Raw genomic sequence first — 9,463 nt, forward strand, 5'->3', positions numbered from 1 at the left:
CCAACCTCACAGTAAAAGGCCAAACCGCCCAACTTTCCCTAAGTCTGCATGATGGTTGGAGTTCCAGAATTAGTAGCATTAACTGCATAAATATAGGCAACATGCGAGAAAAGAATGGCAAACAGACTGACAACAAAAATATTTGCCAGCTCTTTTGGCATCCTAATGACAGTTGTGAGATTTTTTCTATCAAATGCAAAAGCAGTTCCTAAGAATAACCAGCAGGCACAAAGCTCACGAATATCAATCAACCACATCGGATCAACGTGATAGATATCAAGCAGGTACTTTGCAGCGGTTCCAAATGCGCCCCAGGAAGCTCCACCAATCAAGACAAAGAGCATTCCTCGATAGATTTTCTTCTTGTTATCAGGGGTTATTTCAGCGTCATCGCTTCCAAGTGCTTCCTCTTCTGCAGAAGTCTCTAAAACGTCTGTGGCCTTAGAAGACTCCACATCGCTCTCATGAGAAATGAAATCATTCATCTGGGTATAAATCTTTCATTACAAAATACGGATACAAGTGTCACTTTTTCTCTGACGCGGTAGTATCACAATAACAAAAATCCACCTTACCCTGCTTTATGCGGAGTCTCAAGTCTCCAAACGGTTCAAATGGGCAAGATGGTCCAAAACGGCATTAATGCTCACGTAAGTTTTCGTATAGATTGGCAGCTTATGACATCCAAGTATTCGCAGATGGACAGCGCGTTTTCTGTTGGTACGCTTCATGCAGAAGACAAGAGCTTTGAGGTAATCTCAGCTGAGTGGGTTAACGAGATTTCTGGCTACGCCTACATCTTTAAGCATGTTCCTACAGGTGCCCGCCTTATGTGGTTTGCCTGCGACGATGACAATCGCTCGTTTGCCATTGCTTTTAAGACACCTCCTGTAGACCACACAGGCGTCTTCCACATCTTGGAGCACTCTGTTCTCTGTGGATCCGATGCCTATCCTGTCAAAGAGCCTTTTGTTAACCTGCTCAAGACCTCTATGCAGACGTTCTTAAATGCAATGACCTACCCCGACAAGACGGTATACCCTGTGGCCAGCACCAATGTAGCTGACTTGGAAAACTTGATGAGCGTATACCTAGACGCCGTTCTGCATCCTGCAATCTATAAGCGCAAGCGCATCTTTGAGCAGGAAGGTTGGCACCTAGAGGCTGACGAGCAGGGCAATCTGAGCTACAACGGCGTTGTCTTCAACGAGATGAAGGGCGCCCTCTCCGACCCTGATCGCGTGCTCTACGATTCTGTGAGCGAGGCCCTCTTCCCTGACACCGCATACGGCAAAGAATCCGGTGGTAAGCCTCGTGCAATCCCCGAACTCACCTACGAGAACTTCCTGGACACCCACGCTCGCCACTACGACCTCTCTAACAGCTACACCTTCCTCTACGGCGACCTTGACTGTGAGCGTGAGCTCTCCTTCATTGCCCAGAGGTTTGCAGCTGCCGAGAAACGAGATGCAGGTGCCCCTAATCCGCTTAACCTGCAGGCACCCGTGTTGCCCGAGCCTTGCCAGGTCCGCATGAACACCACAGCCGACAACTCCAGCGTTGGCCTGGGCTACGTGCTTGGAACACCTGACCAGCGCAATAAAATGATGGCAGCAGATATCTTGTTTGACACCCTCATGGGCTCCAATGAATCCCCGCTTAAGCGTGCAATTCTTGACGCAGAGCTTGGCGATGACTTTAGCTACTATCTCTCCGACGACCTTGCCCAACCTATGCTCTTCTTGCAGCTCAAAGGCCTTAAGGAGGGCGCAGCTCAGAAGTTTCGTGAGTTGGTAGAAACCACCTGCCAGAAAATTGCCGCTGAAGGCATTGATCCAAAGAAGCTCAACGCTTCCATTGCGCTTGCAGAGTTTAACCTGCGCGAGAATGATCAGCCGTACTCAAACGGTATTGAGTACACGCTGCGTTCGCTTTCAAGCTGGCTCTATGACGACGCACGTCCTCTGGACTACATCCGCTACGAGGACGCCATTGCCTACGTCAAAGAACTTGCAGCTCAAAAGGGCTTTGAGAAGCTACTTCTAGAGCTCATCTGCAACAGCACGCACGCAGCTCAGGTTGAGCTTGTCCCCACAGATGAGGGAGAGGCTCAGGAAGAAGCCACTGAACTGGCACAACTTCGCTCCACGCTCACCGATGAGGATGTCGAGAAGATCCGTGCAGAAGTCGAAGCACTGCGTCTGGAGCAAGAAACACCTGATGCTCCAGAAGACTTAGCCAAGCTGCCGTCCCTCTCGCTCAGTGATATCGGTGCAGGTAGAGAGCGTCCTGCTGGCTTTGAGGTTGAGGCTCCCCTGCCATGCATTGCGCACGAGCTGGATGCTCACGGCATCGACTACGTCTACCATTACTTTGATTTGACCAGCGCGGTTACCTTTGAAGAGCTGCCACTTGTGGGCATTCTTGCTGAGGCGCTGGGAAAGCTTGATACGGCTACACATACCGCATCCGAGCTGGATATTCTTATTGAGAGCAACCTTGGCCACCTCTCGTTCTTCACGGATATCTATGACCGCGACACCCTTGACCAGGCACATCCTGCCTTCATTGTTGCTGCAAGCGCCCTTGCCGAGAAAACCCAGGGGCTTGCAAGCATTCCTTCTGAGGTCTGGTCCAGCACACGTTTTGATGACTTGGGCCGCCTCAAGAACATCTTGATTCAGCGCCGCATTGCACAGGAGCAGTACTTTGTAGGCGCTGGTCATACTGCCGCGCAGAATAAGGCTTTGACCTCCTATTCTGCTGCTAGCCGCGTAAACGATGCGCTGACGGGCGTTGGCTTCTACGAGTACCTGAAAAACCTGCTTGCCAACTGGGATGAGCGCGCTCCTCAACTTGCAAAAGAGCTGGATACACTTACGCGCAAGATTTTCCGTGCAGACAACGTTACGGTCAGCTTTACCGGCTCCACTCAGAGCCGCGAGGCATTCTGGCAAGTAGCTGGAGCTCTTAACCTCAAGAAGGGCAATGAATCGCAGGTAGACAGTGCAACGCAGACACTTGTTGTTCCTGAAGGCAAGCTGCAGCGCGTGGCCTACCTCATTCCGTCAAACGTTTCTTATGTTGGTCTCTCCTATCCAAACGTTGCCCACGCAACCAATGAACAGCAGGGTAACTGGCTCATTGCCACCAGAGTTCTGGGTCTTGATTACCTGTGGAACGAAGTTCGCGTCAAGGGCGGAGCTTATGGCGTTATGTTTAGAAACTCCATCGCTGGCCTGCAGAGCTTTGTCTCCTACCGAGACCCTGCGCTTGATGCAACCCTTGACCGCTATGTTGGCGCAGGTAGCTGGCTCTCTGAGTGGACTCCAGACGCTGACGAGTTTGAGGGCTACGTAGTTGCCTCTGTTGCAGGCGTTGACGCTCCTGTTCCTGCTCGCATGCTTGCTCGCAGGCAGGACATTGAGTACTTCAACCACCGTGACCCAGAGCGTTTACTTAAACTTCGCGAGAAAATCCTTCACGCCCAGGTAGAAGACATCAAAGCACTGGGAAGCACCATGCCTCAAAGTTATGATGACCTCTCGATTGTTGTCTTTGGTGCGAAAGAGACCGTCGAAGCTTCCAAGCTTGGTCTTGAGGTTGTCGACCTCTTTGGCGGCCAGGAGAACTAGGCCTGGTAGCTGCAACTAAAACGTAAAAGCCCTGTCATACACACGCGTATGACAGGGCTTTTCTTGTGAGGTATGAGATGCAGCTAGACGGTCTTCTCGCCAGATGACGCGCTTAGACAGTGGGCTACTCGCTTCTCAGCGCCTGAACTGGATCGGACTTAGCAGCCCTACCTGCAGGGATAAGACCTGCAAGGAGCGTCAAGACAACGCTAATCAGAATCAAAATGAGCGCACCATTCAGCGGCAAGACCACCAGGTTGTCTACGTTAAACATGGCTTTGACCACAGCATTTGCGGGCAAAATGAGTAGCTGCGTAATGCCAATACCCATAACACCAGAAATAAGACCTTCGATAAACGTCTCCGCGTTGAATACGTTGGCAATGTCTCGCCTGGAAGCACCAATGGAGCGCAGGATACCAATTTCCTTTTTACGTTCAAGGACCGAGATAAACGTAATGATGCCAATCATGATGCTAGAAACAACAAGCGAGATAGATACAAATGCAATAAGCATCGCAGAAATCATGTCTACAATCAGTGTAACGGAGCTCATCAGCGCGCCGACAATGTCGGTATAGGTAATTACCTTAGACTCTTCGCCAGCAGCCTTTGCGTCGGCGTTGTACGTATTAAGAATTTCAACAATCTTTTCTTTACTTGCAAAGTCTTTCGGATAAATGTTGATTGACGTGGGCTTATTAAGGTCCGCATATCCCATCTTAGAAAGATTTGACTCATACGTTGCTGGCGTTGCCCTTAGCATTGACGCAGCAATAGCTGCTAGCTGCGATGGGTCAGCATTGAGCTTAAAGGCACTTGCGAGCGTTGCTTGATCTACCTGCATTGCATTGGACATATTTGCCGCAACGCCCTGCATAGCTGTATTGAGTGCGCCTGCAATCTGATTTTGCATTCTTGAAGCAACCTGTGTCATCACGCTGGTTAGCGCAGACTGCACGTAAGCACTCATAGCACGGGTAATAGCTGCAGAAAGTACACTTGCAATCTGTGATTGATAAGCACTCATAAGCCTCTGAGAAACCTCAGCCTGAACACTTGGAAGGTCTGGATTGGTTCCCAGCTTATTTGCTAGAGCACTAACCAGCTGTTGCTGCAGGTCATCGGTATCAACCGCAGAAGAAACCGTAGTTACAATCTGCGTGCGTACCTGATCCGTTGCAAGGTAGTCTGCCATGGTCTTACCGGGATTAGCGGCGCTCCAAGAGTTCCATCCCAGAGCAATATTGCCCATAAGCGAAGAAATAGCAGCTTGTCCTCCTGGTTTGAAATTAACGGTAATGCCAGAAAGAATCTGCTGAATGTCTGCTGCAGAGAGCTCTGGGAAAGCCGCAGCCAGCGCAGCTGGATCAAGCGAAGACGTAACAGAAGACAGAACATCGCTATCAGACAAATTAAGCTGTGACGGATCAAAAGCAGGTAACTGCACGTCAGAAAGGTCAAGCGAGGACATATCCAAACCAGACAGATTAATTGACGAGAAGTTCAGCGCCTGTGAATTAAAGTTAAACGCCGAAGACAGCACGTTAGAATCAACGGAAATGAGAGAGCTGATAGAAAGACCCTCTGAAGTTTGACCGTTCTTCTCGTCCTCAAAGGTTTTACCAGTGAAAACGTCAACATCTGGACGATTCATCTGATCCTGAACAATTGGAGATGTCTCTGCATCAGAAATCATCTTCTGAGTCAGTTGTGGCGTGTAGTAAATACCCTCAGAACGCGCTCCGGGGGTAGTTGGGTCTTGTGCCTGCACAACACCACCAAGAGGCAGGTCGGGTGCGTTAGCAATGAGGCCATTCATGTATGACTGATCATCGGATTTGTCTGTCCAGACACCAAGATTTCCATCCCATACATAGCGCTGATAAGGCATAACCAGCTTAAAGGTTGGAGACATCAGCTGGTCGTAGGTGTATGTATTATGAGACTCTTCGATAGTGCCAGATTCTCCACTTGCAATTTTATCAACGGTAGAGCGCAGGCCAGCGTAATCACGCAGGCCAAGCGTGTACTCCAAAAAGTCATCCATGGTGCCGTTTGGACGCAGTACCAGAACAGCCTCATTCCAAGCAGTGGGCCATCTACCAGCACGAACCGTATAGCGGTCCTCGTAAATGGAAGGATTTCCCGGAAGCTCACTAAACAGCGTGGTACTTGCAAATGAAGCAAGCGGACTATATGACGGAATCTTAGGCGACACCTTAGAGAAGGTAACATCTGGCTGCACCTGAACAGGATCAGAAGAGCCAGAGTCCGCGCCTGCTGGCAGGTAGATGAAAGGACTTACGGAATAGCCATAGGTAATAGCGCTGGCATACGTGTTAATGCCGCCGCCATTATTGTCGAGAAACGCCTTCAAGCTGGTCAGATCATTGGATCCGATACTCTCTGCCTGCATCCCCAACCTATTATTGGTAGGAATAGCACCTTCAGCGGGCTGGTTTTCTAGCTTTGCGGCTTCTGCGTTTTTCTGATTCTGCGTCATCTCACTTTGTGCATCTTGCGTTTGAGAATCAGCCGAGTCAGAACTGCTACCACTTCCAGAAATAAACGAAGAAATATTAACGGACTGCTCAGAGATGGTGAGTGGATACATTGAAAGCGTATCCTCCTCAACCTTCTTGATGTACTCGTTTGCGCCGTTTGCCAGCGCCAGAATTGCCGCAATACCAATAATGCCAATGGAGCCTGCAAACGCCGTCATTAGCGTGCGGCCCTTTTTGGTCATGAGGTTGTTAAACGAGAGGCCCAGTGCGGTCAGAAGCGACATAGAGGTCTTGCGAGAAGGCTTAGCTTCTCGGCGAGCAACGCTTGCAACGTCAAATGGATCTGAATCCGCAGTTACCCGACCATCTGCCAGCTCAACAATGCGCGTTGCATATTGGTGTGCAAGCTCAGGATTATGCGTAACCATAATAACCAGACGGTCCTGTGCTACCTCTTTGAGCAGGTCCATAACTTGTACAGAGGTTGAAGAGTCAAGAGCACCTGTTGGCTCATCTGCCAGCAGAATCTCTGGATCGTTTACCAGAGCGCGGGCAATAGCAACACGCTGCATCTGTCCACCAGAAAGCTGATTTGGCCTCTTGTTTGCGTGTGCTTTAAGACCAACCTTATCAAGCGCTTCAAGCGCACGCTCGTGGCGCTCTGCCTTAGGAACACCAGAAAGCGTCAATGCAAGCTCAACATTGCTGACTACACTTTGGTGTGGAATAAGGTTGTAGCTCTGAAATACAAAACCAATGCGGTTGTTTCTGTACGTATCCCAATCACGTTCTTTGAACTTCTTGGTAGAAATGCCATCTACCAGCAAATCTCCAGAGTCAAAGCGATCAAGACCACCAATGACATTGAGCATAGTGGTCTTGCCTGAGCCTGAAGGACCAAGGATTGCTACAAACTCGTTATCCCTAAAAGCAACGGAAATATGGTCCATTGCGGTTTGTTCAAATCCACCGGTGTTGTAACGCTTTGAAATACCGTTGAGCTCAAGCACAGGTTACTTCTTTCTTGTTGGACTGTGTGGGGCGCGGAACTGTACCGTTAGTTGATTGCATCTCCGTCAGCTGCATCGGTGTCAGCTACACCGGTCTTCTCGCCAGTAGCTTTCTGAGTTGCCGCATCCTCTGCAAATGGATCAGCAGTGACGTCCTCAATAACCTTCTGCTGAGCCCAGCTCAAGCCGTAGAGCAGGCCAAAGAGCACCCAGAACCATGGCGCGTAGAGCATGACAACCATCAAGAGGGCAAAAAGTCCTCGGAGAAGAGTCCAAGGGAGCACCACAATCAGGAAGAAAAAGAATGGCAGTACAAAGAGGATTGCTGCAAGCGTGCGAAGTACAACTGCCACTGTCTTAGTCAACGAGAAACCCGTATTGCGTGCAATAAGCAGACCTACCAGGCCAGCAATGCCAAAATACAGCATGATTGGCGCAACAAAATAGGAATAGAACAGCGGTGTAGAAGGGTCTTGAGGCAGCGTTTGCCTAAGAACCATCAACACAATTCCCAAAACCGTTAAAACGCCAAGAAATGATGCGTTTCCAATAAAAGTCTTTTTCGTCATAGTTAACTCCTTTGAGAAGGGGTATTAAGTATAGTGTAACTAGTACCTTGTTCCCGACCTTGTCTATTTCATACGCGAGATGCCGCTAAAACCACTGCTCTCCATATGTTTCAGGGTCAAACGTTTGAATTAAAGGAGTTTTTCATGACTGATGCAGAACTCAAAGCAAGCGCTGAGGCGTTTGTTAACGAGCACTGGGAAGAGATTATTGAGGATATTCGCTACCTTGTGCAGGTAGAGTCCGTTGAGGATCTGTCTCTTGCAGAGCCTGGCAAGCCTTGGGGTCCTAAGTCTTATGAGGCACTTCGACGCGGTCTTGAGATTGCAGAGCGCCTGGGTCTTGAGACTACAGATGTAGACGGCTACCTGGGCTTTGGTGACCTTCCTGGTGAGTCCGAGAAGTACCTTGCTACCATCGCTCACTCCGACATTGTTCCTCTGGGTAAGGGTTGGACGGTAGACCCACTTGACGTTACCCGCCGCGAGGGCTTTATTCTGGGCCGCGGCGTTCTGGACGACAAGGGTCCTCTGGCACTCTCACTCTGGGCAGCACACTACTTTGTAGAGCAGGTAAAAAAGACTGGTAAGAAGCTTCCTTACACCTTGCGCGCCATTGTTGGTAACAACGAAGAGACCGGCATGGGCGACGTCCCTTACTATCTCTCCAAGTATCCAGAGCCAGCATTCTGCTTCACTCCTGATGCTGAGTTTCCTCTTATTTGCGGCGAGAAGGGCGTGTACCACGCACAGTTCACCTCTCCAAAAATTGCTGGCGCACACAGCGAGAAGATTGTTGAGCTTGACGGCGGCACCGTACCTAACGCAATTCCAGGACTTGCAAGCGCACTTGTTCGTGCTGACGCTTCCACTTTGACCAACACTGATTCCATCAAGGTTGAGGACGCAGGTGTTGAAGATGATGACACCAAGCTTGCCCGCATTAACGCAACAGGTAAGGGTGGACACGCTTCCATGCCTGAGGGAACTATCAACGCAATTGGCCTACTTGTAACCTACCTGCTTGACAACAACATCTGCGGTGAAGCTGAGCGCGACTTCCTGACCTTCTCGCAGCAGCTTTGTTCAACTACTGACGGTACTGGTACTGGTATCCAGAGTTCTGATGACAAGTTTGGTCCTCTGACCTGTATCTCTGGTACTATCCGTACCAAGGGTGACGTCTACGTACAGACTATTGACTCTCGCTATCCTACTTCAACCACTGGCGAGGCAATTTCTGCTCGTATGGCTGAGCTTGGTGAGGCTCATGGTTGCACCTTTGAGGTTCTTTCCGATGCAGTTCCTTTCTACATTGACCCAAATTCTCCTGAGATTACTACCCTTCTTGATACGTTCCATGAGTACACAGGAAGCAATGAGCAGGCGTTTGTTATCGGTGGAGGCACCTATGCACGTCACTTTAAGCGTGCCGTTGCCTTTGGTCCTTATGACAGCAAAGCTGCAAAAGACCTACCTGAGTGGGTTGGTATGGAGCATGGTCCTGACGAGGGAATCTCTGAGGAATGGCTCAAGCGTGCTCTTAAGATCTACATTGTCAGCATTGCTCGCCTGATGCAGCTTGACCTGTAAAACTACAAGCACAGAAATGTAAGAATAAAGCCTCTGTATTCCATTTGATTTGACTGCCTCCTATTTCTTGAACATAAGAAATGGGAGGCAGTTCATATGCGGGTGATTATGATTCTGCAGCGCGTTAACGTTGGCTTTTAGCCCAGCGTACA

At 49.6% G+C, this 9,463-nt stretch carries 5 protein-coding genes; 2 read left to right on the forward strand and 3 right to left on the reverse strand.

Annotation, left to right across the window (positions count from 1 at the left end; genetic code table 11):
- Positions 1–38: 38 nt before the first annotated feature.
- The gene (locus tag RWJ43_RS04495; RefSeq protein ID WP_314008293.1) at positions 39–485 is read right to left on the reverse strand and encodes a DMT family transporter; all 447 of its coding nucleotides are present in this window, start codon (positions 483–485) and stop codon (positions 39–41) included.
- A 129-nt stretch (positions 486–614) separates the two neighbouring features.
- Here RWJ43_RS04495 and RWJ43_RS04500 point away from each other — a divergent pair, with 129 nt between their 5' ends.
- The gene (locus RWJ43_RS04500; RefSeq protein ID WP_314008296.1) at positions 615–3,635 is read left to right on the forward strand and encodes an insulinase family protein; all 3,021 of its coding nucleotides are present in this window, start codon (positions 615–617) and stop codon (positions 3,633–3,635) included.
- Between the two features lie 124 nt (positions 3,636–3,759).
- Here the strand turns inward: RWJ43_RS04500 and RWJ43_RS04505 are convergent, their stop codons facing one another.
- A complete protein-coding gene (locus RWJ43_RS04505; RefSeq protein WP_314008299.1) occupies positions 3,760–7,152 on the reverse strand; it encodes an ABC transporter ATP-binding protein/permease in 3,393 nt (1,130 codons plus the stop codon).
- A gap of 47 nt (positions 7,153–7,199) precedes the next feature.
- Entirely contained in the window at positions 7,200–7,721 is a 522-nt protein-coding gene (locus RWJ43_RS04510) for a hypothetical protein (protein ID WP_314008302.1), read from the reverse strand.
- Between the two features lie 144 nt (positions 7,722–7,865).
- Between RWJ43_RS04510 and RWJ43_RS04515 the strand changes: the two genes are divergently transcribed.
- Entirely contained in the window at positions 7,866–9,311 is a 1,446-nt protein-coding gene (locus RWJ43_RS04515) for a Sapep family Mn(2+)-dependent dipeptidase (protein ID WP_314008305.1), read from the forward strand.
- Positions 9,312–9,463 lie beyond the last annotated feature (152 nt).

The sequence above is a fragment of the Lancefieldella parvula genome, assembly GCF_963530955.1.
Lineage (GTDB): Bacteria > Actinomycetota > Coriobacteriia > Coriobacteriales > Atopobiaceae > Lancefieldella > Lancefieldella parvula_A.

Excerpts from the sequence above, each read along its gene's own strand:
- RWJ43_RS04495 (WP_314008293.1), bottom strand. The coding sequence starts at position 485 with ATGAATGATTTCATTTCTCATGAGAGCGATGTGGAGTCTTCTAAGGCC.
- RWJ43_RS04500 (WP_314008296.1), top strand. The coding sequence starts at position 615 with ATGGGCAAGATGGTCCAAAACGGCATTAATGCTCACGTAAGTTTTCGT.
- RWJ43_RS04510 (WP_314008302.1), bottom strand. The coding sequence starts at position 7,721 with ATGACGAAAAAGACTTTTATTGGAAACGCATCATTTCTTGGCGTTTTA.
- RWJ43_RS04515 (WP_314008305.1), top strand. The coding sequence starts at position 7,866 with ATGACTGATGCAGAACTCAAAGCAAGCGCTGAGGCGTTTGTTAACGAG.